A 26,464-nucleotide genomic window follows, 5' to 3' on the forward strand; every position below is an offset into this window, starting at 1 on the left:
CCCCGCACCGGCGGCCCGGACCCGACGCCCGGCGACGCCCCGGCGCGCGAATCAGAACCAGTCGTCGCGCATCTCCAGGGTGGTCCGGTCGAGGCTGTCCAGCAGGTCGAACTGCGGGCCGGTGCGGGGCAGTTCGTGGCGGAAGAAGTACCGGGCGGCCTGCCGCTTACCGGCGTGCAGGTCGGCGTCCGGGCCGTCGCCGGGGCCGCCGGCCGCCTCGACGACGAGCACCTGCTCCAGCCACATCCAGGCGATCACCACGTGCCCGACCGCCTCCAGGTAGACGCTCGCGTTGGCCAGCGCCACCTCCGGATCGCCGGTGCCCCACAGCCGGCGGGTGACCAGGGAGACCCGGTCGAGGGCGGCGCCGAGCGAGGCGGCCAGCTCGGCGACCTCGCCGCCGGCCTTCCACGCGCGGGTGGTCGTGGCCCGGACCGTCTCCACCAGCAGCGCCAGCCCGGCCCCGCCGCGCATGGTGACCTTGCGCCCCAGCAGGTCCAGCGCCTGGATGCCGTGGGTGCCCTCGTGGATCGGGTTGAGCCGGTTGTCCCGCCAGTGCTGCTCGACGTCGTAGTCGCGGGTGTAGCCGGCGCCGCCGTGCACCTGGATGGCCAGGTCGTTGGCGGCCAGGCACCACTGCGACGGCCAACTCTTCGTGATCGGGGTGAGCACGTCCAGCAGCAGGCGTGCCCGCTCCCGGTCGGCCGTCTCGGGCGCGGTCTTCTCCTCGTCGAGCAGCCGGCCGCAGTACAGCACCAGCGCCAGGGCGCCCTCCACGTAGCTCTTCTGCGCCAGCAGCATCCGGCGTACGTCCGGGTGGGCGACGATGGGCACCTGTGGCGCCGCCGGGTCCTTGTCGGCCAGCGGGCGGCCCTGTGGCCGCTGCCGGGCGTACGCCAGGGACTTCAGGTAGCCGGTGTAGCCGAGCGCGGTGGCGCCGGCGCCCACCCCGATGCGCGCCTCGTTCATCATGTGGAACATCTGCGCCAGGCCCTGGTGCGCCTCGCCGACCAGGTAGCCGACCGCGCCGGGGCGCCCGCCCGGCCGGTGCACGCCCTCGCCGAAGTTGAGCAGCGTGTTGGTGGTGCCCCGGTAGCCCATCTTGTGGTTGAGGCCGACCAGCACGACGTCGTTGCGGGCGCCGAGCGCGCCGTCGTCGCCCAGCAGCACCTTCGGGACGATGAACAGCGAGATCCCCTTGACCCCGGGCGGGCCGCCGGGGATCCGGGCGAGCACGAGGTGGACGATGTTCTCCGACAGCTCGTGGTCGCCGCCGGAGATCCACATCTTGGTGCCGTGCAGCCGGTACGTCCCGTCGTCCTGCGGCTCGGCACGGGTGGTGATGTCCGCCAGCGAGCTGCCGGCCTGCGGCTCGGACAGGCACATGGTGCCGAAGAAGCGCCCCTGCACCATCGGCCGGACCCAGGTGTCGATCTGCTCCGGGCTGCCGTGCGCCAGCAGCAGGTTGGCGTTGCCGAGGGTCAGCAGCGGGTACGCCGACGTGCCGACGTTGGCGGCCTGGAGCCAGGCGAAGCAGGCGGCCCGTACGACGTGCGGCAGTTGCAGGCCGCCGACCGAGGCGTCCATGCCGGCGCCCAGCAGCCCGGTCTCGGCGAACGCGTCGAGGGCCTGCTTGACCTGGGGGATGGTGTGCACCCGACCCCCGTCGAAGGTGGGCTCGGCGAGGTCGGCGGCCCGGTTGTGCGGGGCGAACCGCTCGGTGGCCACCCGCTCGGCGAGTTCCAGCACGTCGTCGAAGGTCTCCCGGGAGTGCTCGGCGTAGCGGGGCCGCTCGGTCAGCCGGGTCACCTCCAGCCAGTCGTGCAGCAGGAAGCGCAGGTCGCGACGGGAGAGCAGGCTGGACGACACGGGTCTCCTTCCCTCGAGGGACGGGCCGGCGGCCGCGGCGCGGCCCGGGCGACGCCCTCGCGCAGGTCATCCTGACTGATCCGGCCGGCCGGCGCACCATGCGACGCCGTGCGGGCCGCAGCCGCCGCGACCGGGCGAGCCCGGATAAGACACCGCAATCCGGGCAAGCCCTTGCCAGATTTATCGACGGCTCCCTATCCTTCGCTGGAAAGCGCTTTCCGGGCACCGGGCGACGGCACCACGACAGGGCGGAACGGGCGGCGACACGGTCACGGTGGCCTCGCGGCCGACGCGGCCCCGAGGTCGGAGCCGGAGCGCGACCGCCGACCCGATCCACATCGGAACAGCACCCCCACCTCAGGGTCGACCAGCGAGCCGTCCGGCAGCCAGCAGCCCCGACGATCCGCCGACGCGACCCACGACAGGTGGCAGCACGACCCGGCATTCGAGACGAAGTGAGGCGAGAGATGAGACGACCAGTCGCCCTGCGACTCCAGGTGGCACTGGCCACGACGGCCGTCGGGGCCGCGATCGGTGTGGCGGCCCTGCCGATGAACGAGGCGTCGGCGGCCGTCGGCACCGCCACCGGCTACGCCACCCAGAACGGCGGGACCACCGGCGGCGCGGGCGGGCAGACGGTACGCGTCAGCACGGGAACCGGGATCCACACGGCCCTGTGCACCCGGCCCAGCAGCAGCACCCCGATCATCATCGAGGTGCAGGGGACCATCAACCACGGCAACACCGCCAAGGTGTCGGGAAACAGCTGCAACACCGCCGCCGGCGTGATCGAACTCAAGCAGATCAGCAACGTCACGATCATCGGAGTCGGCACCGGAGCCGTCTTCGACCAGCTGGGCATCCACATCCGCGAGGCCCGCAACATCATCATCCGGAACGTGACCATCCGGAACGTCAAGAAGTCCGGCTCACCCACGTCCAACGGCGGCGACGCCATCGGCATGGAGAGTGGCGTCCGCAACGTCTGGGTCGACCACGCCACGCTGGAGGCCTCGGGTGGGGAGTCGGAGGGGTACGACGGCCTCTTCGACATGAAGGACGACACCCAGTACGTGACCCTGTCCTACAGCATCCTGCGCAACTCCGGCCGTGGCGGCCTCATCGGCTCCAGCGAGACCGACCGCTCGAACGGCTTCGTCACGTTCCACCACAACCTGTACGAGAACATCGACTCCCGTACGCCCCTGCTGCGCGGGGGCATCGCCCACATCTACAACAACCACTACGTGAGCCTGCACGAGTCCGGCATCAACTCCCGGGCCGGGGCCAGGGCCAAGGTGGAGAACAACTACTTCCGGAACTCCAAGGACGTCCTGGGCACCTTCTACACCAGCGAGGCCGGCTACTGGCAGGTCGCCGGCAACATCTTCGACAACGTGACCTGGTCCAGCCGCAGCGGCGACAACAACCCCGCCGGCCCCGACCCGGTCTCCAACACCAGCGTCAGCATCCCGTACTCCTACCGCCTCGACGGGGCCAGCTGCGTGCCGGACGTCGTCCGCCAGACCGCCGGCGCCAACATGGGCCTGCGGGAGTCGGACGGCAACTGCACGCCACAGTCGCCGGCGCCGACCACCCCCGCCCCGGGGCCGACGACCCCCACCCCGGCTCCCACCAGCCCCACGCCGGGACCGACCCAGCCCGGCGGCACCAACCTCAGCATCGGGGCCGGCTCCGACGGCTCCAGCAAGGCCAGCGGTACGAGCTACGGCAACGTGCGCGACGGCAGCCTGAGCACCTACTGGTCGCCGGAGGGCGCGACCGGGGACATCTCGATCAAGTGGGGTTCCGCGACCACGGTGTCCCGGGTCGTCATCCGTGAGCCGTCGGGCACCCAGGGCAGCATCGGGTCCTGGCAGCTCGTCAACCACGGCACCGGTGCCGTGCTGGCCTCCGGCAGCGGGGCGGGCACCATCACCTTCCCCGCGACGTCGCTAGCCAAGATCACTTACCGGATCACCAGCTCGGGCGGCGCGCCGAAGGTCGCCGAGTTCGAGACGTACGCCGGCTAGCGGCGCGCGGTCCGGCACCGGCGGTCCCGCAGCTCCCACCACCGGTCGCCGGGCGACGGCGCGGGGGTCGTCAGACACGACGGCCCCCGCGCCCCGGCCCCTGCTTCCCCCGCGGCCGAACCCGGCGCCGCCGCCCAGCGCGTCCCGCAACGAGCAGAAGGCGGCGGGCGGCGGGCGGCGGAGGATCAGACTCCGGACGTGGCGAGGGCCGGGGCGGGACGGTCGTCGGCCCGGGCGGGCGTCCTGCGGTTGGGCAGCGAGAGCCGGACGACCTTCTTCCAGGCGGAGAAGACCTGCCGGGGCAGGGAGCCGGTGGTGTACCTCAGCCCGTACCGGTCGAACAGGGCCCGTACCTCGGGGGCGATCTCCTGGTAACGGTTGCTGGGCAGGTCCGGGAAGAGGTGGTGCTCGATCTGGTACGACAGGTTGCCGGTCATGATGTGCATCAGCCGGCTGCCGCTGATGTTGGCCGAGCCGAGCATCTGCCGCACGTACCACTCACCGCGTGTCTCGCCCACGATGGACCGCCTGGAGAACGTCTCCACGCCCTCCGGGAAGTGCCCGCACATGATCACCGAGTGGCTCCACAGGTTGCGCAGCACGTTGGCGGTGAAGGTGGCGGCCAGGGTGTGCAGGAAGGACGGCCCGGACAGCAGCGGGTGCAGGACGTAGTCCTTGAGGACCTGCCGGCGGATCTTGCGGCCGACGGCCTTGGCCCGGGCCCGGAATTCCGGGTCCTTGTGCCGGCCCTTGCGCAGGTTGCGCCCCAGCTCCAGGTCGTACGCGGCGATGCCGTACTCGAAGAAGCAGGCGTTGACGAAGTTCCACAGCGGCTGCCCCAGGTGCATCGGGTGCCAGCGCTGGTCCTCGTCGACCCGCATGATGCCGTAGCCGAGGTCGTTGTCCTTGCCGAGGACGTTCGTGTAGGTGTGGTGCAGCTCGTTGTGCGAGTGCTTCCACTGCTCGGCCGGGCTGGCCATGTCCCACTCCCAGGTGGTGGAGTGGATCTTCGGATCGCGCATCCAGTCCCACTGGCCGTGCAGGATGTTGTGGCCGACCTCCATGTTCTCCAGGATCTTGGCCACGGTCAGGCCGGCCGTGCCCACGATCCAGGCCGGCGGGAAGAGCGAGAACAGCAGCACGACCCGGCTGCCGATCTCCAGCTTGCGCTGGGTGGAGACGACCCGGCGGATGTACGCGGCGTCCCGCTCGCCCCGGTCGGCGAGCACCCGGTCGCGGATCGCGTCGAGTTCCCTGCCGATGGTCTCGATGTCCTCGGCGGTGAGGTGGGCGATCGGGTTTACGGGCTTGTTCTGGATCACGGTCACGTCAGGTACTCCGGTCAGTGGTCGATGTCGCAGGGGCCGGCCGCCGCCGACACGCAGGTCTGGATGCGGACGCCGTCGCCGGGCACCGCCGTGGTCAGTGCGCCGTTGCGCAGGTCCCGGACCGCGCCCTGGCGCAGCGGCAGGACGCAGCCGAAGCAGATGCCCATCCGGCAACCCGAGGGCATCAGCACCCCGGCGTTCTCGCCGGCGTCGAGCAGCGGGGTGGCGCCGTCGGCCTTGACGGTGACACCCGAGCGGGCGAAGGTGACGGTGCCGCCCTCGCCGGTCGCGATGACGGTCGGCCGGAACCGCTCGGTGTGCAGCCGGTCGCCGCGCCCCGCGGCCGTCCAGTGCTGCTCCAGGGCGTCGAGCAGGCCGACCGGGCCGCAGGCCCAGGTCTCCCGGTCGAGGTGGTCGGGCACGAGGCGGTCGAGGTCGTCCACGGCGAGCAGCCCGTCGGTGTCGGTGTGCCGCTCCACCAGCCGGATCGCGCCCCGCGCGGCCAGGTCCCGCAGCTCGGCGCCGAAGATCACGTCGTCCGGGGTGGGTGCCGAGTGCACGACGACGACGTCGGCGCCGCCCAGCACGTCGGCGCGCAGCATCCCCATGACCGGGGTGACGCCGCTGCCCGCGGTCACGAAGAGCACCCGGGCCGGCGGCCGGCCCGGCAGCACGAAGTCGCCCTGGGCCTGGTCGAGCTGGACGAGCGTCCCGGGCCGGGCCCGGCGGACGAGGTGGTTGCTGACCACCCCGTCGGGGATCGCCTTCACGGTGACCGAGATCGGCCCGCCCCGACGCGCCGGCGCGGAGGTGACCGAGTAGGCCCGCCACTGGCGTACGCCGTCGACGTCGACGCCGAGGCGGACGTACTGCCCGGGGGTGTGCCCGCGCCAGTCGCGGCCGGGCCGGATCACCAGCGTCGCCGCGTCGGCGGTCTCGGGGCGCACGGCGAGGATCCGGCCGCGCAGGTCGGCGCCGGAGCGCAGCGGGGCGACCATGTCGAGGTAGTCGTCGGGCAGCAGCGGGGTGGTGACCGACGCGGCCAGCCGAAGGATCCGGCCCCGCAGGGCCGCCTTCCCGGAGGGGTTCGGGACGGTGGTGGTCATGATTCGATAGTCGCGGCAGAATGGCATAAAATCTTGACCTGCGAAGGTAAACTCAACGAGGCTTTTTGTGCGGAGGGAACAAACGTGTCCGAACGCTCGGAGGCCACGCGGCGCGCGGCCCGCCTCGAGTTGGACGCCCGGGTGGCCGGCGATCTGCACGACCGGCTGCCTCTGCTCGCCGAGCGCACCGTCACCGCCATCACCGCCGAGGTGCCCAGCTACTCCGGCACCCTGACCGGCCAGATGCGCGAGAAGATCGAGACGGCGGTGCAGCTCGCGCTCGGCACGTTCCTCCAACTCATCGGGCGGTCCCACGGCGGTGACCCGAGCACTCCGCTGACCGGCGCGCTGGAGGCCGCGTACGCCCTCGGCAGCGGCGAGGCGCGCTCCGGCCGGAGCATGGACGCGCTGCTCGCCGCGTACCGCGTCGGCGCCCGGGTCTCCTGGCGGGAGATGTCCACCACCACCGTGCAGGGCGGATCGTCCGCCGCCACCGTCGCCGAGTTCGCCGGGCTGATGTTCGCGTACATCGACGAACTCTCCGCCGCCAGCGTGGCCGGTCACGCCGACGAGCTGGCCAGCGCCGGGCAGGCCCGGCGGCGCAACCTGGAACGGCTCACCCAGCGGCTGCTCGCCGGGGAGCCCGAGGACGCGCTGCTGCGCAGCGCCGAGCGGGCCGACTGGCCCCCACCGCAGACCCTCACCGTCGTCCTGCTGTCGCGGGCCAACCTCCGGGCGGCGCTCGCGCGGCTGCCCTCGCGCACCCTGGAGAGCGGCGACGACCCGCCGGGCGGCGGGGCGGGCGAGGACCTGGCGGTGCTGCTGGTGCCCGACAGCCACGGCGACCGGCGGCGACAGCTCGCCCGGGTGCTGCACGGGCGCCGCGCCGTGCTCGGCCCCGCCCGACCCTGGACCCGGGTCGCCTCCTCCTACCAGCGGGCGCTGCGGGCCCTGGCGCTCGGCCTGCGCCCCGGCGACGACGGCCCGGCGCTGGACACCGAGGAACACCTCGCCCAGCTGGTGCTGAGCACCGACCCGGAAGCCGTCGCCGACCTGCGCGCCCGGGTCCTGGCGCCGCTCGCGTCGCTGCCGCCCGGCACCGCCGAACGACTCACCGAGACCCTGCGCTCCTGGCTGCTGCACCAGGGCCGGCGCGACGACGTCGCCGCCGACCTCTTCGTGCACGCGCAGACCGTCCGCTACCGGATGGGCAAACTGCGCGAGCTCTACGGCGAGCGCCTGAGCGACCCGGCGACGGTCCTCGACCTGACCCTCGCCCTGGCCTTCCCGCCCCGCGCCGAGGGCGACGAGACGGCGTCCTGATCCGACGCACCGATCCGCTGCGTGTCGAGCCGGTCACGCTGTGGTCAGATATCGGACATACCCGTGCCGCCCTGGCGCGGAAGATGTCAGCCTGTCCTCCCCCGTCCGTGATCAGCCGACCGGCCGCCGGCCCCAGCGCCGAAGGCCGCGGTGGACCCGCCGGCGGGGCGAACGGGGGACGCCTCCGGTACCTCGACGCCTTCCGCCAGGAGGCCGCCGGACGGGCCCTCGGCGAGCGGGAGGACCGGCATGGCGTCGCACACGGGGGACGAGCCCGGGGCCGACCGCGCGACCCCGGCCACCGGGCCCGCGCGCCCGGGACGCCTGCGCGAGGCGCTCCGGACGACCCCGGCGCTGATCGTGCTGAGCGGCGCGGTGCTGCTCGCCGCGCTGGCCGCCACCGCCGTCGTCGCCGTACAGTCCCGCGCGTCGGCCACCACGCTGGGCGAGCGCTCCGCGGCGACGGCCGTGGACACCAGCACCACCGCCCGGCAGATCTACCAGGGCCTCGCCGACGCGGACGTCGCCGCGAGCGCCGTCTTCCTGCTGCCGCCGGACGAGGAGCGGCGGGCCTCGCTGGTGGCCGCCTACGACGCGTCCGTCCACGAGGTCGAGCGCACGCTGACCGACTCGATGGGCCGGGCCGTCGACGACCCGGACCGCCTCACCCGGCTGGCGACGATCGCCGCCCGGCTGAAGGTCTACCGCGACGTGGTCTGCGCCGCCCTGCGGGTGGCCGGTCCGCTGCCCACGGCGACCGCCGAAGACCGGGAACCCTGCCCACCGGCGGGCGGGGAGCAGACCGGCACCGGCAGTCCGGCGGCCCGCGCGGTGCTCGCCTCCGCCTACGCCCGCCAGGCGTCGCACTACATGTCCACCGAGCTGCTCACCGCGGCCCAGGGCCTGTGGAACTACGACACCAGGCTGCTGCTGGACGCCCGCGCCGACGCCCGCCCGTGGCTGGCCGCGTCCGTCCTGGTGCCGCTGGCCGCCCTCGCCGCCCTGGTGCTGGTGCAGGTGTGGCTGCGCCGGCGGACCCGCCGCCGGCTGAACGCGGGACTGCTGCTGGCCTCGGCGGGCACCGTGGCCGTACTGGCCATGCTGGCCTCCTCGTGGTGGCACTGGCCGGACGCCGATCGGGGCTTCCCGGAGCTGGAACGGGCCATCGACGCGCAGAGCGCCACCCAGCAGCGACTCGGTTCCCTGCTGGCCGGGCGGGCCGACGTCTACCTGGGCCTGGGCGCCAGCGTCGACCCGGCCGGGCACAAGGCGGACTTCGACAGCCGGGACCTCTGCCGGCCCCCGGCCACGGGGTCGGCACCGCCCGGGGACCGGATCGACTGCACCGTCCTGGAGAAGACGGTCTGGCCGGCCCGGCAGAGCAAGGCACCCGACGCCTTCCGCGGCGCGGTCGACACCGTGCTCGGCGACGGATCGGCGGGCCGGGACTTCGTCGCCGCCGAGGGGCACCTGCTGACGGAACTGACCACCCGCAACGAGGAGGTCGCCCGGATGGTCGCCGACCTGCCCGAGGCGCGCCGCCACCTGGGCGGCGCCGCCGCGTGGGTCACCCTGCTCGCGGCCGCCGGGGTGGTCGCCGGGCTGCGCCAGCGCTACCTGGAGTACCAGTGAGCACGCCCCGGCGCAGCCCGCCGAAGCGGCGCGGGCGGGCCGCGTCGCTCGCGCTGCTGGCCGCCCTGGCCGGCTGCGCCGCGCCCCCGGCCCCCTCCCCCGCTCCCCCGGCGCGCCCGCCCGGGGTGGCGACGGTGCCGAACACCGACGAGACCGGCGGGGTCTGCCCGGTACGCCGCAGCCTCCCGCCGACCCCGACGCCACCGCGCCGGATCCTCGAGCGGGGCGAACTGGTCGCCGGCGTGGACCCGTCGGACGCCACCATGAGCCACTGGGACGCCCAGACCCAACGGTTCGAGGGCTTCAACATCGAGCTGATGCTGGCGGTGGCCAGCGCCCTCTGGCCCGGCGACGACCCGCGCGCCCGGCTCACCTTCAAGGCGGTGCCACCCGGCCAGGGCGCCTTCACCATGCTCGAGAAGGGCGAGATCGACGTAGTCGCCACCTCGCTGACGGCGTCCTGCGAGCGGGCCCGGCGGGTGCTGTTCTCCAACGACTACCTCGACTCCGGGCAGACGGTGCTGGTCCGCAGGCGCGCCGACGGCACCCCGGAGTTCGCGGGCATGGAACAGCTCGGCGGCCGGCGGGTCTGCGCCGCCGCGAACACCACCTCGCTGGCGATGATCGCCGGCTACCGCACCACGGGAGGCCTGCGGCCGGTGCCGGTGCAGGCTCCCCACCCGGTCGACTGCCTGGTCATGCTGCGCCAGGGCCAGGTGGACGGGGTCAGCACCGACGACAACATCCTGCTGGGCTTCGCCCGGATGGCACCGGACACGACGCTGGTGACCGAGGCGCCCCGGCCGGAGCGGCGGTCCTGCGCCCACCACCGGGACGAGAACTGCACCTGGTTCACCGACGAGCCGCACGCCTTCGCGTTCCACCTGACCGAGGGCCGGGAGCTGACCTCGTTCGTCAACCACGTGCTGGCGCAGCCGCGTACGGCCACGGTGTGGCAGCAGGCCCACGACCGGTGGCTCGCCGGCCACCGGGACCGGGGCATGCCCTCGCCCGGGCCGGCGACCACGCGGTGGCCGCCCCCCGACCCCACGCCGACCACCCCGCGGCCGGCCGACTGATGGGCGGTGGGTGAATGGCCGTGCGGGAACGCCTCGACGCCACCCTCGCCGCGCACGCCTGGGTCTGCGAGCAGCTGCTCGACGTGCAGCAACTGGTCACCGACGCCTTCCGGCAGCCCGACGGTCCGGCCGCCGCTGGCGCCCAGGAGGCCCGGGACCTGCTGCACCGGTTCGGCTGCCTGTCGCTGGCCCTCGACCGGCTGGTGGACGACCTCGACGGCGTCGAGGAGCCGACGGGCGCGGGCGCGGAGGCCCTGGCCCGGTTGCTGGACGACCCCTGCCAGGTCCGGTTCACCGCGGCGACCGGCGAACCGGTGCACACCGAGGCGATGAGCGTCCAGGAGATCCTGGTCGCGGCCCGCGAACACGTGGCCCGGATCCGCCGGATCGTCGAGGCGTACGGCCGGGACCGGCTGGCGGTCCGGGCCCGGCGGCTGCGCGCCTCACTCGAACGGCTCCGGCAGCTCGCGGCGGAGGCCGCCGGCGAGGGGTTGGGCGACGGGACGGATCCGCTGGCGGCGCTCGCGGTCGATGGGCTGCTGGACCGGCTCGCCACCGCCGAGGCGGCGGGCCGGGGCCAGTGGTGGCGCGGCGACGTCCAGCCCGAACGCGACGACGGGTCCCTGGGGGCCGCCGTCGACCGGGCGGTCGAGCGGACCGACACCGCGCGGCGCCGGCTGCGCCGGGGCTGCCACCTGGAGCTGACCGGGCGGCTGGAGGCTTACCGGCAGAAGGCCGCCGACGAGGGCCGCGCCGAGCACCCGGAGGTCGAGCGGGCGTACCGGGAGGCGCTGGCCGCCCTGCGCCCGGACGCCTTCACCGTGACCGGCGCGAGCCGGGCGGTGCGCGACTACCAGCGGACCGTGAACGGGGGTACGCGATGACGGCGGACGACTGCGCGGCACGCAACTGCCCCGGCACCGTCGACGAGGACGGGTTCTGCCGGCTGTGGGGCCACGAGTGCCGCGGGGCCGGCGCGGAGGCCGAGCCCGACGCGGCCGGCGGCGCGGTCCGGGCACCGGCGGTCGACCCGCGGCCGCCGCGTACGTCGTCGCGGGCGTGGGAGCGCCCGGCCGTGCTGCCGACCGCGCGGCCCCACGACCCCCTGACGGCGGTGGTGTCGCAGCCGGTCGTGCCCGAGCACTCCCGCTACTGCGGCAACACGCGGTGCCACCGCCACCGCGGCCCCCGGCTGCCCCGCGTCGCCGGGTTCTGCCCCGACTGCGGCACCCGGTACTCCTTCACCCCGCCCCTGGCCGACGGCGACCTGCGCGCCGGGCGCTACCGGATCGTGGGCTGCCTGGGCAACGGCGGCGTCGGCTGGGTGTTCCTCGCCCGCGACGAGGACATGGACGGCGCGTGGCGGGTGCTGAAGGGGCAGCGCAACCCGGAGGACCGGGAGGCCGTCGCGGCGTTCGTCGCCGAGCGGCAGGCGCTGATCGCGCTGAGCCACCCGGGGATCGTCACCATCACCCACGCGCTGCGGCCCGAGTCCGATCGGGACGCCGGCTACCTGGTGATGGAGTACGTCAACGGCGGCACCCTGGAGGAGGCCCGCAGCACGGCCGGCCCGGGCGGCGGGTCGACCGCCGTGGACGTGGCGCAGGCGCTGGGCTACGCCGTGCAGATCCTCGACGCCTTCGAGTACCTGCACGAGCAGGGCTGGCTGTACTGCGACCTGAAGCCGGAGAACGTGATGCGGGTCGGCGGGCAGGGCGCCAACGACCCGATCAAACTGGTCGACTTCGGCGCGGCCCGCCGGATCGACAACACGGTGAGTCCGGCGTGGGGCACCGCGGGCTACACCGCGCCCGAGGTGGAGCGGCTCGGGCCCGCCGGCCCGAGCATCCGCTCGGATCTCTACACCGTCGGCCGGACCCTCGCCGCGCTGACCCTGGTGCCCCGTTCCACCGAGGTGACCCGCGTCCCGGCGGGGCAGGACGTGCTGCGGCTGCCCGTGCCCGCGCGGCTCGACCCGTTCCTGCGGCTGCTCGCCCGCGCCACCGCCACCGAGCCCGAGGACCGGTTCGCCTCGGCGGCCGAGATGCGCGAGCAGGTCCGGGGCGTACGGCGGCAGGTCAGCTCGGCGACCGACGGCGTGCCCCGGCCGACCCGGTCCACCCTGTTCAGCCCCTCCGCGTGCGCCTTCGCCCTGCACACCGACCGCGACGCCCTCGACGCCGTGGAGATCATGCTCGGCCTGCCCACGCCCCTGGTCGACGGCGCCGACCCGGCCGCCGGGTTCCTCGCCTCGCTCGGTCCCGCCGACCCTGCCGAACTCATCGAGCTGCTGCGGACCGCGCCGCAACGGACCGCGCAGGTGACCTACCGCGCGGTGCGGGCCCACCTCGCCGCCGGGCGGGCGGACGAGGCGGGACCGCTGCTCGCCGGCTTCCCGGAGGACCTGCGGGACTGGTCGCTGTGGTGGCACCGCGGGCTGGTGGCCCTGGTGGGGCGGGACACCAGCACCGCCCGGCACCGCTTCGAACAGGTCTACGGCTGGCTGCCCGGCGAGGTGTCCACCCGGCTCGCGTACGCCGTGGCCTGCGAACTCGACGGCGACGCGCGCACGGCCGCCGACCACTACCGGGGGGTGTGGGACGCCGATCCGGGCGTGGTGGGCGCGGCGTTCGGGCTGGCCCGCTGCCTGCTGGCCACGGCCGACGCCCGCAGCGCGGCGGACGCCCTGCTCAGGGTGCCGGAATCCTCCCGCGCCTCGCCGGTGGCGGTGACCTGCGCGGTGCGGATCCTGCTCGACGCGCCGGACGACGGACGCCGGCTCGACGCCGCGCTCGACGCGGCCGCGACCGTCGACAAGCTGCCCCCGTTCGGCGAACGCGAGGAGGTGGAGGCGCACATCCTGCGGATCGCGCTGGGCTGCGACCTGACCGAGGGACGCCACGGCGGCCGGCGGCTGTTCGGCCACCCGCTCGACGAGGACACCCTGCGCCGCGCGTTCGAACGCCGCTGCCGCTCCCGGGCCCGGCGTACCGCCGACCGGCGGGAACGGATCGCGCTCGTCGAGCTGGCCAACGCGTACCGGCCGGTGACGTGGTGGTGAGCCCGACCGCCGGCCCCGACGGAAAGAGGTCATCCGTGTCCCCCGCCAACGATCTGCCGCTGCGGCTGCGCGCGCACCACACCGAGTGCATCTCCGCCGACGGGGCGGTGCTCGACGTGGTCGCCACCGTCCGGGGCGAGGAACCGACCCAGGAGGACGTCCGGCACGACGAACTCGCGGAGGTGATCCTCATCGACTCCTCGGGCTCGATGGGGGCGCCCCAGGCCAAGATGCGCGCCGCCCGGCAGGCCACCGCCGCGGCCATCGACGCCCTGCCCGACGGGGTCGCGTTCGCGGTCGTGTCCGGCACCGCGCACGCCACCATGGTCTACCCCGGCGACCGCAAGCTGGCGGTCGCCGACGAGACCACCCGTGCCGCCGCCCGCAACGCGCTGCGGCACCTGGCGCCGCACGGCGGCACGGCCATCGGCACCTGGCTGCTGCTGGCCCGCCAGCTGCTGGCCACGCGACCGGACGCGATCGGGCACGTCATCCTGCTCACCGACGGGCGCAACGAGTCCCAACGCCCCGCCGACCTGCGGGCGGCGGTGGACGAGTGCGTCGGCCGGTTCACCGTCGACTGCCGCGCCATCGGCTCCGCCGACGGCGTGCACGACTGGGACGCGGTGGAGCTGCTGGGCATCGCGGAGGCACTGGGCGCCAACCCCGTCGTGCCGGTGGAGGACCTCACCGGGCTCGCCGACGAGTTCCGGACGGTGCTGGGGCGGGCGATGTCCCGGCGGGTCCCCGACGTGCGGCTGCGCGTACGCACCACGGGGCTGGCCCGGGTCCGCTTCGTCAAGCAGGTGCACCCGGCGCTCGCCGACCTGACCGGGCGCGGCGTGCCGGCCGGCGAGCTGGCCACCGACTACCCCGTCGGGGCGTGGAGCCCGCACGACCAGCGGGACTACCACGTCGCCCTGGAGGTCGACGCGATGGCGCCCGGGGTGCGGCGGCGCATCGGTTGGCTGAGCGTGCACGCCGGTGCGGACGCCGCGCCCGTCGAGGCGCCGCTCACCGTGGAGTGGACCGAGGACGCGCTGCGCTACTCGGAGATCAACGAGAGCGTGGCGTACTACACCCGCCAGCAGGACTACGCGGCGGCGGTCCAGCGGGGGCTGTCGGCCGCCCGGGCCGGCCGAGTCGCCGAGGCGGAGGAGCAGCTCGGGCACGCGGTGGCGCTCGCCCACGCCACGGGCCGCGACGACGACGTCACCCTGCTCGCCCGCATCGTGGACGTCCTGGACGCCGCCGGCGGCCGGGTGCGGCTCAGGCCCGACGTCGACGCCCGGCTCACGCAGTCCTCCCTGGTCGTGGCCCACCAGACGTCCCGGTGGGGACCGCAGGAGCCGCCGGCACAGCGGGCCGCGCCGGCGGGGCCGCCCGCGCCGTGGTGGCACTGCGACGAGGAGCAGACCGGCGCGTACTGCGAGGGATGCGGCGCGCACCACCTGGCGGCCGAGCAGCCCGGCGCCGGCCGCCCCTGACCCCGATGGACCTGGACGTCTCGGACAAGGTCGCCAGCGTCGTCAGCGGCACGCTGGCGCTCGCCGGCGCGCTCGTCGCCGTCCGCCGCCACACCCGCAGCCGGCGCGGCTGGTGGGCCGCCCTGCGCCCGGTGTGGCGGAGGGAGGAGGACGCCGGCATCGTCCACCCGCACCGCTTCGGGGGCTACGTCAAGCCACTGTCCGAGGTGTACGTGCCGCGTCGCGCGGTGCCGCGGCTCGCTCCGTCCGGCGACGGCGTCGACGTGGCGGACCTGCTCACCGGCACCGGCGACGTGCTGCTGATCGGGGAGCCGGGCAGCGGGAAGACGGCGCTCGTACGCTACGAGAGCGCCCGGTCGGCGCGGCGGTGGCTCGCCGGTCGCGGTCGACGCCGGCGCTGTCCGGCCGGGCCGGTGCTGGTGAGCCTGCCGGCCGCCGCCCTGGTGCACCGGCCGCTGCCCGCCGCGCTCGCCGAGGCGTACCCCGGGGAGGGCGTCCCGCTCGACGTCGAGCGGCCCCCCGCCCCCGGCCGGCGGTGGCTGGTCTGCGTCGACGCGCTCGACGCCGTCACCGACCCGGACGAGCGGGCCGTCGTGCTCAACCGCCTCGCGGAGCTGGCCCGTCCGCCCGGCCCGGCCGGCCCGCCGCGGCCCTGGCGGCTCCTGGTGACCACGCGGCACCTGGCGGAGGACGAGCTGGCCGTGCTGGGTGACGGCTACCCGGCGTACCACCTGGCGCACTTCACCGACGCCGACGTGGCGCTGCTGGCGGCCCGCTGGTTCCCGGACGGCGCCACGGCCCGCAGGTTCCTGGACTGGACCCACGCCCAGCGCATCACCGGGCCGGTCCACAATCCGCTCACCGCCACCATCGCGGTGCTGGTCTGGGAGGGCGGGCAGGCGGGGGCATCCCCGCAGCCCGGCCCGGAGGCCCTGCTCGACGAGTTCGTCCGCGCCCTGCTGCGCGGCGGCCGGGACAGCCTCGACGACGCCTGCGCGGCGCTGCGGCACCGCCCCGACGGGGGCGAGGCGGTGGCCGCCTGGCTGGGTGCCCGGCACACCGACCTCGTCGAGGTGGCGGCGACCGCCGCCGTCGCCGGCGGCGATCCGGTGGCGGCGGTCGTCGACTGGTCGGCGGCCCACGCGCCGGTGCCCCCCGCGACCGTGCTGCCCGACTGGCCCGCGCACGTACGGCAGATCCTGCTCGCCACGGATCTCTTCCGGGCCGACCGGCACGCCCTGGCCTCGGTCTGGCCCAGCCTGGTGGAGTACCTGGCGGCCGGGCCGCTCGCCCGTGACTGGCGCCCGGACGAGTGGGTGACGCTGATGAACACCCGCTCGACGCGGTTCGTCGCGTTGCAGGCGATCAGCCGGGCCGCCGTCGCGCCGGCCTTCCTGCGGGAGCGCCTCGCGGAGCCGGACGGCGCGATCGCCGCCGGGCACCTGCTCGCCGGCCGCGCCGGGGCCGGCGAGGCCGGCACGCCGTCGTTCCGCGCGGACGTGCTCGCGGCACTGCTGACGCACTGGGCCGACGGCGCCGACGGCCCCACCGGTCGGGACGGCGCCCGGGAGTGCTTCGCCCTGCTCATGACGCTGGCCGCGGGGCGGGCCGACCGGGACCTGCTGCACGACATCGCCGCGGACCCGCGACGTCCCGGCGGCGTCCGCCGGGCCGCGGCGCTCTTCTTCGCGGTACGCAAGCGCAACGCCCGCCGCCCCTGAGCCCCGAGGTCACTCCTTCGCTCCTCGCCGAAAGGCACAGACCAATGTGGACGATAGTGGCAGAATGTGTGACTCAACATGATCACGGGAGGATGTTGAGCATGCAGCGACGCACGATTCTCCGCGGGCTGGCGGCCGGGGCGGTCGCCGCGCCGACCGCGGCCCTGTTGGGCCCGGCCCCCGCGCAGGCGGCGACCAGCTACTACGTGGCCACCACCGAGCAGGTCAAGAACAAGATCCTGGTGTTCCACAAGAACAAGAGCTGGACCGACGCCAACGTGCACTGGAGCTTCAGCCCCGGCGGCGGCGCGTGGTCCAACCTGTCGGACGTGAAGATCCGCTCGACGCAGAAGCAGGGCTGGATCGCGCTCATGGTCGCCTCCGGCGGCCGGGCGGGCATCGTCGACATCGACAGCGAGAAGCACACCGAGCTCAACGACCTGGCCTGGAGCGCGACCCCGGGCGGCAACCCGCACGCGATCGAGCGGATCCCGGGCAACGGCTCGGTCGTGGTGGCCAGCTCGCACGGCTACCTCACGCTCTACGCCCCGACGAGCGTCGGCAACCTCGGCTCGCTGGCCAAGGTGCAGACGGTCAGCCTTCCCGGCGCCCACGGCGTCCTCTGGGACCCGACCTACAAGATCCTCTGGGCGATCGGCAAGGGCAAGCTGGTGCACTACGCGGTCGAGGGCTCCTACCGCAACACCCGGCTCAAGTACTACGGGGGTTCGGTGAGCCTCGGCAGCAGCAACCTGGGGCACGACCTGCAACCCGACTACGGCAACAGGTACAAGCTGCTGTGCACCGCGACCGACGGCGTCTACGAGATCAACACCTCGGGCGGCTCGTTCACCAAACGGAAGATCTCCAGCGAGACGCGGGTGAAGTCGTACGTGCGGCACTCCTCCGGGGAGGTGGTGTCCGTACGCGCCGACAACACCGGCTCCCGCACCTGGGGCAGCCCGACCGTGCGGTTCTCCCAGTCGCCGGACCGCAAGCGCTCGGGCGCCGAGTTCTACAAGGCGCGCATCTGGACGCCGGGCTTCGAGTGACCGGGGCCCGGCACCGCGTGCCGGGACAGCCGCACCACAGCGGGGCCCGCGCTCGGCGAGCGCGGGCCCCGTCGCGTGGAGGGCAGGGTAGACCTACGCCGGACGGGCTGGTCCGACGACGGTCCAGCACAGGCCGGCGGGATCGCGCAGCAGCGGCCGGCACGACGGGTCGGCGGCCGGCTCGACGCGGGCACCGGCGGCCACCGCCCGCCGCAGCACCGACTCCGGGTCCGTCCGCTCGATGGTCAACACGTCGTCGCGGCCCTCGGTCGACGACGGGCCGCCCGTCTCCCACCACTCGCTCACGGTCAGGCGGTGGCCGCCGACGGCCAACTCCGCGTGCAGGACGCGCCCGTCGAGCAGACACTCCCGTTGGATGGCGACGGCGTCGAAGACGTCCGTGTAGAAGGCGATCGCCTCGTTGGTGTCGACGACCGTCAGGTGGGGTCCCGGCCGCTGGTCCTGTGCCCTCATGAGACTGCTGCGCCCTTCTCCTACTCGGCGATCCGGGTCCGGCCGGTCCAGCGGAAGACCACCGGGTCGACCGTGGCGGCGCTGGCGCCCCGCTCGAAGTGCTCGTACCCGCCGTAGTGCAGGACCTTGATCTTCTCCTCGGCCCCGGCCACCCGCCGGCTGCGCAGGTCGGCGGGCAGGTCAACCGGGCCGCCCTCCAGGACGACGTCGATGACGCCGGCGGCGTCCCGGGTGACCGGATCAGCTTGCGAAACGTCCTTCATGGCACGACCTCCGTCGCATTCCGCACACCTCGGAGGAGCCGCCGCGTGGGAGCGGCGGCTCCGTCCACACAGGCCTGACGACACCCGTTGCCGGGTGAACGGACGCTTCGCGGTCGAACGTCTCTGTCCGGTGACCGGCCGCCCGTTCAGCTTCGAACGTAATGCAGATCACATTCGGCCGACACCCTTAGGGCACCCCTAGGAACGGCCCTGGGCAGCGACGATGTCCCCCGCACCGACCGGGACGCCCCGGGTCTCACTCCCAGCGGAAGAACCGGGTGGCCCCCACGGAGGCGACCACGGCCGTCACGGCCAGGGCGATCAGCTGCGGCAGTTCGGGGTTGGCGCCCGCCCACGCCGCGCCGATGGTGTCGACCGTGGCACCGAGCGGAGAGTAGTCGGCCACGGCGGCCAGGGCGCTGGGCATACGGTCGCGGGGCAACCAGGCGCCGGCCAGGAAGAGCAGCGGGAAGAACAGCGCGGGGCCGATCGACTGTGCTGCCCTGGCCGACGGCGCCAGCGCCGCGATCAGCAGGCCGACGGCGAAGAGGCACGCCACCCCGAGCAGGAAGGCCAGCACGAACCCGGGCACGTTGGCCGGTGCCGGCTGATCCAGCAGGAACCGTACGGCGATCGCGGTGACCACCGCGCCGAGCACGCCCATCACGAGGTTGACCACGACCTGGGCGACCAGCAGGAGCGCGGGCTGCACCGGGGTGGTCGCCAGGCGGCGCAGGACCCGACGCTCCCGGTAGATGCCGAGCGCCATCGGCAGGGTGAACAGGGCGAGCATGCCGATGGTGAGGGCCAGCGCGAGCGACGGCAGGAAGGTCTGCTCGGCGTGCTGCCCGGTGTCGGCGGCCGTGCCGGCGCGCTGCGGCAGACCGAAGACGAGCATCAGGCCGATCGGCAGGGCGAAGACGAAGAACAACGACACCGGCTCCCGGAGGAACAGCTTCGTCTCGACGGCGATCAGCTTGGACAGGGCGCTCACGACGACCTCCCGTCGGTCGGGGACTGCGCGGCGGTCCGGCCCCCACGGCCGGTGAGGGCGACGAACGCGTCGTCGAGGCTGGGCTGCTCGACCCGCAGGTCGGTGTAGGTGATCCCGCGCCCGTTGAGCACCGACATGACCGACTGGAGCACGTCCTTCGTGCCGGTCACCGTCATCTCCGCGCCGTAGCGGTTCACCCCGGTCACGTCGGGCGACGCGAGCAGCAGGGCGTCCTCGACCGGCTCGGCCGGACGGAAGTGCACCCGGTGCTCGTTGCCGACCCGGGTGAGCAGGCCGGCGGGGCTGTCGATGGCCACCACCCGTCCCTTGTCGATGATCGCGAGCCGGTCGCAGAGGCGTTGCGCCTCCTCCATGAAGTGGGTGACCAGCACGACGGTGACGCCCCGGTCGCGGATGCGCTCGACCAGGTCCCAGGTGTCCCGGCGGCCCTGCGGGTCGAGGCCCGTGGTCAGCTCGTCGAGGATGGCGACCTCCGGCCTGCCGACCAGCGCCAGGGCCACCGACAACCGCTGCTTCTGCCCGCCGGAGAGCTTCTGGAAGTAGGTGTTGCGCTGCTCGGCCAGGCCCAGGTCGGTCAGCAGCTCGTCGATGTCGGCCCGGTTGCGGTAGAAGGACCGGTACAGGTCCAGCGCCTCCCACACCCGTACCTTGTCGGGCAGCTGGCTCTCCTGGAGCTGGGCGCCGACGCGCTGACGCACCTCGGTGCGGTCGCGGACCGGGTCGAGCCCGAGCACCCGGATGGTGCCGCCGTCGGGACGACGCAACCCCTGCACGCACTCCACGGTGGTCGTCTTGCCGGCCCCGTTCGGGCCGAGGACGCCGAAGATCTCGCCCTGTTCGACCGTGAAGGATACGTCGTCGACCGCGATCTTCTCGCCGTACCGTTTCTGCAGATGATCGACTTCGATGACCGGCATGTGGGGTGGTCCTCCTTCACGTGCGGTTTGCCGTCGAGAAGGGCGGGACCCCTCGGCTGATCGCGGCGTCGGCTTGCGGGAACGGGCCGGTACCGGCCGGAGCCAGGTCGACCGCCGCCCGACATCATCCGGCCAACCGATGTCCCGATCAACTGATCAGCTGACGAATCGGGGGTGTCGACATGGAAAACGACCCGGGACAGGGGTGCCGACCGACGACGCGTCCCGGAGGCAGGGGTGTCGACCGGTCACCCCGGGTGTCCGGTCCGCACGGGCGCCGCCCCGAGGCCGCTGCCCGTCCCATGCTCGACGTCCGGGCGAGGGCGGGCGTCCGTTCCAGGGTCGGCGGCCGGTCGAGGGTCAGCTGGTCATCGCCGGGCCGGGCACAGCGGCAGCAGCTCGCCGAGCCGGGTCAGGACGACGTCCGGTCCCGCAGCGCGCAGGGTCTGCTCGTCGGACTCGCCCCACAGCGCGGCCACCGCCACCACCCCGGCGGCCCGCGCGCTGACCAGGTCGCTCGGCGCGTCGCCGACCATCAGTGCCTCCGCCGGCCGGGCCCCGAGCAGGTGCAGTGCCCGCCGTACGATGTCCGGCGCCGGCTTCGGGCGGGGCACCTCGTCCGAGCCCACCACGTGGTCGACGAGCGGCAGCAGGTCGAGCCGGCCGAGCAGGTCCCGGGCGCGCACGCCGCTGCGGCCGGTGGCCACGGCCAGCCCGATCCCCCGCCGGCGCAGGGTGCGGAGCAGGTCCGCCACCCCGTCGACCGGGGTGACCCGGTGCGCGAGGCGGTTACTCTGCCGGACGAACGGCTCGGCGAGCGCCGCCGGCAGGCCCATCAGCTCCAGCACCTCCGGCAGGTACCGACCCGGGTGGCGGCAGTACTCCTCGACCGGGGCCACGCCGTCGCCCACCACCTCGGCGTAGGCCAGCACGAACGCCTCCCTGGCCACGGCCAGGCTGTCGACCAGCACGCCGTCGAGGTCGAGCACCACGGCCCGGACACCGTCGGGTACCGTCGTCGCGTCCGCGACCACCGCTGTCACCTCCCGCCCGTCCGGCCCGGCCGGTAGGGGTGGTAGGCCCCCCAGGCCCCGACTACGGTCAGGACCGTCGTCCCGGTCCTGCCGGCGCGGCGCACGCGCCCACCCGGATCCGCCGGCTGCCCACGACCCTACCGGCGTCCCGGGTGCCCCGGCGTCCGGTGCCGGCGCGCCCCCGGCCGGGGTCGGACCGGCCCCGAGCCGCTGAGAGGATCGCACCATGCCGCTGCTGAGCTGGCTGACGGAGGGCACCGACGAGCGCCCGGACGCGATCCGGGTCGACGACCGGGCGGTGTCCTGGGACCAACTGCGCCGCCTGGCCGCGGCGGTGGCCGACGAGCTGCACGGCGTCGACCGGGTGGCGATCGAGGCCACGGCGACCCTGGAGACGGTGGTCGGCGTGGTGGGCGCGCTGACCGCCGGAGCTGCGGTGGTGCCGGTTCCGCCGGACGCGGGGCCGATGGAGCGTGACCACATCCTGCGCGACTCGGGCGCGGCGGCGCTGCTGGTGGCGGCCGGCGCGGAACGCACCGCCGAGGGCGCGGGCCGGCCCGTCGTGCCCGTCGACCTGACCCGCCGGTCGGACACCGTGCACCCCGAGCCGGACCCGGCGCGCACCGCGGTGATCCTCTACACCAGCGGCACCACCGGCGCCCCGAAGGGTGCCGTGATCTCCCGCCGGGCGGTCGCCGCCTGCCTGGACGGGCTCGCCGACGCCTGGGCGTGGACGCCGGACGACCTGCTGGTGCACGGCCTGCCACTGTTCCACGTGCACGGGCTGGTGCTCGGCGTGCTCGGGCCGCTGCGGCTGGGCAGCCGGCTGCACCACGTGGGCCGGCCCCGCCCCGACCGGTACGCCGCCGCCAACGGCTCGATGTACTTCGGGGTGCCGACCGTCTGGTCCCGCATCGCCGCCGACCCGGACGCGGCCCGGGCGCTGCGTCCGGCGCGGCTGCTCGTCTCGGGCAGCGCGGCGCTGCCGGCGGCGGTGTTCGCGGACCTCGCCGCCCTCACCGGTCACCGGGCCGTCGAGCGGTACGGGATGACCGAGACCCTGATCACGGTGAGCGCGCGGGCGGACGGTCCACGCCGACCGGGCACCGTCGGGCTGGCGCTGCCCGGCGTGCGTACGCGGCTCGTCGACGACGACGGCGCCGTCCTGCCGGCCGACGGGGCGGCGATGGGCGAGCTCCAGGTCACCGGTCCCACGCTGTTCGACGGGTACCTCAACCGTCCGGACGCCGACGCGGCGAGCCGCACCCCGGACGGCTGGTTCCGCACCGGGGACGTCGCCACCGTCGACCCCGACGGCTGGCACCGGATCGTCGGCCGGGCGTCGACCGACCTGATCAAGAGCGGTGGCTACCGGATCGGCGCCGGCGAGGTGGAGGACGCCCTGCTGGCGCACCCGGGGGTCCGCGAGGCCGCCGTGGTGGGCACCCCGCACCCCGACCTCGGCCAGCAGGTCACCGCGTACGTGGTGGGCGACGGGGTGGACGGGGCCGAACTGATCGACTTCGTGGCCCGGCACCTGTCGGCGCACAAGCGGCCGCGCGAGGTACGCCTGGTCGACGCGCTGCCCCGCAACGCCCTCGGCAAGGTGCAGAAGACGCGGCTGAGCGCGGACTAGGACGCGACGGCCGGGATGCTGATCGCGGTGGCCACCAGTCCCCGCTCGACCAGGAACCTGCCGGCGAAGCCCGTCACCTCGGCCCCGCCGAGCACCGGGCCGGGCACCAGCAGCCGCGCCTCGAACGTGCCGGCCGGGTCGAACACGATGTCCGCCTCGGAGAAGTCCAGCCACCGGCCGGTCAGCGGGAACCACGCCTTGTAGACCGCCTCCTTGGCGCTGAACAGCAGGCGGTCCCAGCAGACGGCGGGGCGGGCCGCGCCCAGCGTGGCGGTGCGCGTCCGCTCCGCCGGCAGGGCGATCGCGTCGAGCACCCCGTCGGGCAGCGGCGCGTGCGGCTCGGCGTCCACCCCGAGGGTGGCGAACGCCGTCGTACGGCCGAGGACGGCCGCCCGGTAGCCCTCGCAGTGCGTCATGCTGCCGACCACCCCGTCCGGCCAGACCGGGGCACCCCGCGCGCCGGAGACGATCGGCGCCGGGGCGAGGCCCAGGTCGCCGAGGGCCAGGCGGGCACAGTGCCGCACGGTGGTGAACTCCCGGCGGCGCTTCTCCACCGACCGGGCCACCAGCGCCTCTTCCTCGGGGAACAGGGTCAGGCCCGTGGGGTCCGTGAAGGACTCGGCCACCGCCACGGCGGGGGGCAGGATCTGCTCGATCACGTTCGCCGATGCTAGGCGCTGCGGCAACCCTCGCCGCACCCGCGTCGGCGGTACGGTGCACCATAGGGGTCGGGTACGGGTGCCGGGCCACACGGGTGGCTGCCACTCTGGGGGCCGGCCCCGGTCCCACGGGCGGGGCATGCGGATTTTGGTCGGATGGATGCGGGAAAAGCGATGCTTACTGGCAAGGTGGTGCGGTTCGACGAGGTGCGGGGCTACGGGTTCATCGCCCCGGACAACGGCAGCGACGACGTGTTCGTGCACGCGAACATGCTGGACGGCGACAAGTGGGCGCTGACGCCCGGCGTCCCGGTCGAGTACGACGCGGTGGAGACCGACCGCGGTCCCAAGGCCGTGCTGGTGCGGGTGATCGGCGCCGCCCCGGGAGCGGAGCGCAACCCGGCGGGCGGCACCGCGGCTGCGGCGCGGACGGGCGTGACGGTCAGCGGCGGGCGCAGCAGGGACGGCGGACCGGCCACCGGCGGCGCGGAGGACGACGAGGGCCTGTGTGACGTGCTCTCCGAGCGCGCCTTCTGCACGGAGACCACCGAGGCGCTGGTGACCTCCGTGTCGGATCTGACCGGCGCGCAGATCGTGGCGGTGCGCGCCCGGATGCTGGACCTGGCCCGACGGCACGGCTGGGTGGAGGGCTGACCGACGCGGGGGTCGGGTGGCGCACCCGCCCGCTGTCCGGTCCGCTCAGCCGCCGGCGATCAGCAGGGACTTCCTGATCCGCCCGAGCGCGCTGCGGGGCAACTCGTCGACGAAGTGCACCCGCCGGGGTCGTTGCCCGGCCGAGAGATGCCGGCCGACGTGGTCGATGAGCACCTGCGCGGTCAGCCCTTCGGCGACGACGTACGCGGTGACCTGCTCGCCGAGCGCGTGGTGCGGCGTGCCGACGACGGCGGCGTCGCGCACCCCGGGGTGACTCAGCAGCGCCTCCTCGATCTGCCCGGCGTGCATCCGCCGGCCCCGGCTGTGCACCACGTCGAGTCCGCACCGGCCGATGATCCGGTACGAGCCGTCGGCGGCCACGCTCGCCAGGTCGCCGGTGGCGTGCCAGCGACCGGCGGCGAAGCCCGGCCCCCCGACGTACCCGCTGAACAGCGTGGGCCCGCAGACGCTGAGTTCGCCGACCGACTCGCCGTCGGCCGGCACCGGCCGGGCCTCGCGGTCCAGCACGCGCGTCTCGACGCCGGGCAGCGGGGTGCCGACGACGCCCGTGACCGTGCGGTCGGCGGCCCGTCCGGTCAGCGCGATGAGCGTCTCGGTGGTGCCGTACGCCTGCACCGGGGTGTGCGAGGTGAGTAGTCGGAGGCGCTCGGCCACGGCGGACGCCAGGGGGCCGTCCGCGGAGATCAGGATCCGCGCCGCGGACAGCGCGCGGGCCCGGGGCCCGTCCAGCGCGATCCGCGCCCACTGTTCGGGCAACGCCAGGTGCATGGTGCCGACCGGTCCCGCGGTGGCGTCTCGGTCGAGGTGGACGAAGCGGCTGCCGACCCGCAACGCGCCCAGCAGGCCCACGACCAGGCCGTACGCCCGGTACAACGGGGTGCCCTGCACCACCACGTCCTCCTCGCTCCACCGCCACGCGTCGGCCAGCAGGTCGAGGTCGGCCGCGATGGCACGGCGCGAGATGCGTACCCCGCGCGGCGGCCCCGCGGCGCCACCGGTGTAGAGGATGACCGCGTCGGCGCCCGGCTCCGGCTCGGGATGATGCGTCGAGGAGCGCTCGCGCAGGTCGACCGGGACCGTGGGCAGCCGGTGGGACCCGGAACGGTCGCGGCCGAGCACCACCGTCGCCCCGGACTGCCGCAGGATGCGGCTCCGTTCGCACTCGTCGGCGCCGGGCGGCAGTGGTACGAGCGGGACGCCCGCGAGGACGGCGCCGAGCATTCCGACCACCGCCTCCGGGGTCGGTGCGCCGTCGACCGCGACCGCGTCCGTGCCCCTGATCCGGTCGGCGACCGCGGTGACGCAGCCGAGCAGGGCCTCGCTGGACAGGGTCGTGCCGGCCACCGTGACCGCGTCGGCCCGATCCGCACCGAATCCCCGCAGCGCCGGCAGCAGTGTCATCTCCGCTATCCCCTGCGGAGGGCGTCAACGAGTCGCGGCGGCAGCTGGGACATCACGACGGCCACAGAACCCTTCAGGTCATGGGCCCGCACGGCCCCATATCCGGCTGACCCGACGTTGGAAACGGGTGCCCCGAAATTAGGCCCGGGCTATCGCCCGGCACAACCCCTAGCCGCCGCGCCCGGATCCCCTGTCGGGGCCGACCAGCCAGGTAGGACGGGATGCTGTTCCCACTCGGGCGACGATCGGCGGGGGCGACTATTTCAGCGCCGTACATATTGGAGCCATATCCGTTTGACGGGACGTGCGGAAATCGAACTCGGATTCCGCCGGAGAAAACCTGACGGACTACGTCGGTGCGTGTTATGCATTGACGCCTGCAATATCGGAGGAGACTCTTCCGGCGGCCGGCGGTCAGCGCCTCCGGCCATCATCGGGCAGCAGATACATAATTCTTTTTTAACAACATAATCGCTGAATTTCCCAAAGGTCCGAATCGTAGGCACCCGCCGGCGCATGCCGGCTCCCGATCCTCGACCGAAACGGGCAGCCACCAGTCGCACTTCGCGTGGGCGGTCTTCCGCACCGCAACAATCGGGGCGTGCGGCAATTGCCGGGCCGCACGCCCGACCTCCGACGCAACCCCCGCACCTCGGCACCACGCCAGCCGACGCACCCGCCGCCGCCCGCCATCGCCCG

At 74.4% G+C, this 26,464-nt stretch carries 21 protein-coding genes; 11 read left to right on the forward strand and 10 right to left on the reverse strand.

The window, feature by feature from the left end; translation table 11 throughout:
* Positions 1–51: 51 nt before the first annotated feature.
* Positions 52–1,869, reverse strand: a complete 1,818-nt coding sequence (locus ACGFIR_RS16455) for an acyl-CoA dehydrogenase (protein WP_393003688.1) — start codon at positions 1,867–1,869, stop codon at positions 52–54.
* Positions 1,870–2,336: 467 nt separating this feature from the next.
* On the opposite strand from ACGFIR_RS16455, the gene ACGFIR_RS16460 reads away from it, so the two are divergent.
* Positions 2,337–3,902 carry a polysaccharide lyase family 1 protein gene (locus ACGFIR_RS16460; protein ID WP_393145749.1) on the forward strand — a complete coding sequence of 522 codons (1,566 nt, stop codon included), beginning with the start codon at positions 2,337–2,339 and terminating at the stop codon, positions 3,900–3,902.
* A gap of 185 nt (positions 3,903–4,087) precedes the next feature.
* Here ACGFIR_RS16460 and ACGFIR_RS16465 read toward each other — a convergent pair whose 3' ends face one another.
* Together ACGFIR_RS16465 and ACGFIR_RS16470 are read right to left on the reverse strand one after the other, a co-directional pair.
* Positions 4,088–5,230, reverse strand: coding sequence for a fatty acid desaturase family protein (locus tag ACGFIR_RS16465; protein WP_393145751.1), 1,143 nt, complete (start codon positions 5,228–5,230; stop codon positions 4,088–4,090).
* Positions 5,231–5,244: 14 nt separating this feature from the next.
* Positions 5,245–6,336: a ferredoxin reductase gene (locus tag ACGFIR_RS16470; RefSeq protein ID WP_393145753.1), complete on the reverse strand. Its 1,092-nt coding sequence runs from the start codon at positions 6,334–6,336 to the stop codon at positions 5,245–5,247.
* A gap of 84 nt (positions 6,337–6,420) precedes the next feature.
* Here ACGFIR_RS16470 and ACGFIR_RS16475 point away from each other — a divergent pair, with 84 nt between their 5' ends.
* From ACGFIR_RS16475 to ACGFIR_RS16510, 8 genes are all read left to right on the forward strand, one after another.
* Positions 6,421–7,659, forward strand: coding sequence for a PucR family transcriptional regulator (locus ACGFIR_RS16475; RefSeq protein ID WP_393003696.1), 1,239 nt, complete (start codon positions 6,421–6,423; stop codon positions 7,657–7,659).
* A 249-nt stretch (positions 7,660–7,908) separates the two neighbouring features.
* Entirely contained in the window at positions 7,909–9,291 is a 1,383-nt protein-coding gene (locus ACGFIR_RS16480; protein ID WP_393145755.1) for a hypothetical protein, read from the forward strand.
* Positions 9,288–10,370 carry a transporter substrate-binding domain-containing protein gene (locus tag ACGFIR_RS16485; RefSeq protein ID WP_393145757.1) on the forward strand — a complete coding sequence of 361 codons (1,083 nt, stop codon included), beginning with the start codon at positions 9,288–9,290 and terminating at the stop codon, positions 10,368–10,370. The genes ACGFIR_RS16480 and ACGFIR_RS16485 overlap by 4 nt, the downstream gene beginning before the upstream one ends.
* A gap of 14 nt (positions 10,371–10,384) precedes the next feature.
* Positions 10,385–11,254, forward strand: a complete 870-nt coding sequence (locus tag ACGFIR_RS16490) for a hypothetical protein (protein ID WP_393145759.1) — start codon at positions 10,385–10,387, stop codon at positions 11,252–11,254.
* Positions 11,251–13,431, forward strand: a complete 2,181-nt coding sequence (locus tag ACGFIR_RS16495; RefSeq protein ID WP_393145761.1) for a tetratricopeptide repeat protein — start codon at positions 11,251–11,253, stop codon at positions 13,429–13,431. The genes ACGFIR_RS16490 and ACGFIR_RS16495 overlap by 4 nt, the downstream gene beginning before the upstream one ends.
* A 35-nt stretch (positions 13,432–13,466) precedes the next feature.
* Complete coding sequence (locus ACGFIR_RS16500; protein WP_393145763.1) at positions 13,467–14,918, forward strand: VWA domain-containing protein; 1,452 nt, start codon at positions 13,467–13,469, stop codon at positions 14,916–14,918.
* A 5-nt stretch (positions 14,919–14,923) separates the two neighbouring features.
* Positions 14,924–16,639, forward strand: coding sequence for a hypothetical protein (locus ACGFIR_RS16505; RefSeq protein ID WP_393145765.1), 1,716 nt, complete (start codon positions 14,924–14,926; stop codon positions 16,637–16,639).
* Between the two features lie 101 nt (positions 16,640–16,740).
* The gene (locus tag ACGFIR_RS16510; protein ID WP_393145767.1) at positions 16,741–17,691 is read left to right on the forward strand and encodes a DUF6528 family protein; all 951 of its coding nucleotides are present in this window, start codon (positions 16,741–16,743) and stop codon (positions 17,689–17,691) included.
* Between the two features lie 93 nt (positions 17,692–17,784).
* Here the strand turns inward: ACGFIR_RS16510 and ACGFIR_RS16515 are convergent, their stop codons facing one another.
* The 5 genes from ACGFIR_RS16515 to ACGFIR_RS16535 all read right to left on the reverse strand — a co-directional run bounded on the left by ACGFIR_RS16515 (position 17,785) and on the right by ACGFIR_RS16535 (position 21,403).
* Complete coding sequence (locus ACGFIR_RS16515; protein WP_393145769.1) at positions 17,785–18,165, reverse strand: VOC family protein; 381 nt, start codon at positions 18,163–18,165, stop codon at positions 17,785–17,787.
* Positions 18,166–18,185: 20 nt separating this feature from the next.
* The gene (locus tag ACGFIR_RS16520) at positions 18,186–18,428 is read right to left on the reverse strand and encodes a DUF5988 family protein (protein WP_393003714.1); all 243 of its coding nucleotides are present in this window, start codon (positions 18,426–18,428) and stop codon (positions 18,186–18,188) included.
* 256 nt (positions 18,429–18,684) lie between these two features.
* Complete coding sequence (locus ACGFIR_RS16525) at positions 18,685–19,422, reverse strand: ABC transporter permease (RefSeq protein WP_393003716.1); 738 nt, start codon at positions 19,420–19,422, stop codon at positions 18,685–18,687.
* Positions 19,419–20,360, reverse strand: coding sequence for an ABC transporter ATP-binding protein (locus ACGFIR_RS16530; protein ID WP_393003718.1), 942 nt, complete (start codon positions 20,358–20,360; stop codon positions 19,419–19,421). Before ACGFIR_RS16530 ends, ACGFIR_RS16525 begins: the two co-directional genes overlap by 4 nt.
* A 368-nt stretch (positions 20,361–20,728) precedes the next feature.
* The gene (locus ACGFIR_RS16535) at positions 20,729–21,403 is read right to left on the reverse strand and encodes an HAD-IA family hydrolase (RefSeq protein WP_393145771.1); all 675 of its coding nucleotides are present in this window, start codon (positions 21,401–21,403) and stop codon (positions 20,729–20,731) included.
* A 217-nt stretch (positions 21,404–21,620) separates the two neighbouring features.
* Between ACGFIR_RS16535 and ACGFIR_RS16540 the strand changes: the two genes are divergently transcribed.
* Positions 21,621–23,030 carry an acyl-CoA synthetase gene (locus tag ACGFIR_RS16540; RefSeq protein ID WP_393003722.1) on the forward strand — a complete coding sequence of 470 codons (1,410 nt, stop codon included), beginning with the start codon at positions 21,621–21,623 and terminating at the stop codon, positions 23,028–23,030.
* Here the strand turns inward: ACGFIR_RS16540 and ACGFIR_RS16545 are convergent.
* Entirely contained in the window at positions 23,027–23,689 is a 663-nt protein-coding gene (locus ACGFIR_RS16545) for a 4'-phosphopantetheinyl transferase (protein ID WP_393145773.1), read from the reverse strand. The two genes, ACGFIR_RS16540 and ACGFIR_RS16545, sit on opposite strands and share 4 nt — an antisense overlap.
* 174 nt (positions 23,690–23,863) lie before the next feature.
* On the opposite strand from ACGFIR_RS16545, the gene ACGFIR_RS16550 reads away from it, so the two are divergent.
* Positions 23,864–24,343, forward strand: a complete 480-nt coding sequence (locus tag ACGFIR_RS16550) for a cold-shock protein (protein WP_393145775.1) — start codon at positions 23,864–23,866, stop codon at positions 24,341–24,343.
* 45 nt (positions 24,344–24,388) lie between these two features.
* On the opposite strand, the gene ACGFIR_RS16555 is transcribed toward ACGFIR_RS16550, so the two are convergent.
* Complete coding sequence (locus tag ACGFIR_RS16555; RefSeq protein WP_393145777.1) at positions 24,389–25,765, reverse strand: AMP-binding protein; 1,377 nt, start codon at positions 25,763–25,765, stop codon at positions 24,389–24,391.
* Positions 25,766–26,464 lie beyond the last annotated feature (699 nt).

The organism is Micromonospora sp. NPDC049051 (genome assembly GCF_043197575.1).
Lineage (GTDB): Bacteria > Actinomycetota > Actinomycetes > Mycobacteriales > Micromonosporaceae > Micromonospora.